Genomic DNA, 1,186 nt, shown 5'->3' with positions numbered 1-1,186 from the left:
GCTGGGAAACGCAAACCTCTGGTATCTATTTTTCGGGTATGGTTGGCGGCAACAATGGCATCGCAGACTCATCAGGAAACCGCGAAGGGGAAGATTTCTCAATTTCCTACTTGTTTGAGTTTGCTACTCAGGGTGACAAGGGCCAGAACCCTATTAATTACAGAGCCAGCTATAGTCGAATGCAGCTTGTCGCGGGCTATCAGGGTGGAGGCTTTACAATCGCCCGTGAAAGACTTGGTGCCGATGGCAGTGCTAGCTTTGTCACTCCTTTAGCTAGTATGCATGAATACCAGGGTTATACCGGCCAAGCTGTGGATCAAGCCTTGGGGAATGTTACAGGTGGAATTATCGATACAGTATTTGGTGTTTCATACCGCTGCTCAGATGATTTTTCTATCGGGCTAGCTCATCATGACTATGAATTTGATAAGGCTCCTGGCGCTGAATCATCAATCGGCACAGAGCTGCAAGCTGAGGTAAAGCTCAAGTTTCATGAGCTTAGTTTTACAGCTAAATATGCTGACTATAATGCAGATGCCTTGGGCGAAGATACTCGTCGCATATGGTTGCAAACTGGCTTGTCTTTCTAAGCCTTTGTTTATCATTGCTCAAAGAAATAAAACCCAACAGACAAAAGCTGCTGCTTAGTTCGGGGAACTTTGGCTTAGCTGAGGGATAGTTGCCAAGCGATTGATGTGTGTCATGTGCTGAATCACTAGAGCATGATAAATTTTCTTTATTAACTAGAGGAGATTTTATTATGTATATAGATGAGACCATCATTGCGGGTTTATTGGTTGTTGCGGGTACTGTTGTGTTTCTAGGTGGCTTTGGCTATTTTGCTTATAAAGACGCTCAGAAATCTAAAAAAAGTTAGTTCGCTTTACTTGAAAAAACCAGGTCATAATTCTCTTGATCTGGTTTGTGTTTCCCCGCTCTTATTCAAGAGCTTCGTCATAGACGCTTTTTCAAATACCCTCTCACTTCCAAACACTACTCTTTTCTGAATCCCTTGCTAGACTGAGTATTAAACTCAAATTAGGAATATTGAATGAAAGGTTTACATGGTTGGATGCGTACCCTCGAGAAAAGCGAGGCGGCTGTTCTCTCAACCTTAATTAAGGAGCTAGACCAAGTTACGGCTTCTGATGAGTCTTCTGGGGCCCAATTGGCAGAAGTTATTCTT

At 43.2% G+C, this 1,186-nt stretch carries 2 protein-coding genes; both read left to right on the top strand.

The genetic code is table 11. The annotated features are described in order from the left end of the window. On the top strand, nt 1-590 hold a 590-nt coding region (locus tag A3735_RS31495), incomplete at its 5' end, for a hypothetical protein (protein WP_231882666.1). 170 nt (nt 591-760) lie between these two features. Further along, complete coding sequence (ccoM, locus tag A3735_RS32410; protein ID WP_304438928.1) at nt 761-877, top strand: cytochrome c oxidase subunit CcoM; 117 nt, start codon at nt 761-763, stop codon at nt 875-877. Nucleotides 878-1,186: the final 309 nt, after the last annotated feature.

It is taken from the genome of Oleiphilus sp. HI0061 (genome assembly GCF_001635675.1).
This window is presented reverse-complemented; position numbering and strand designations above follow the sequence as displayed.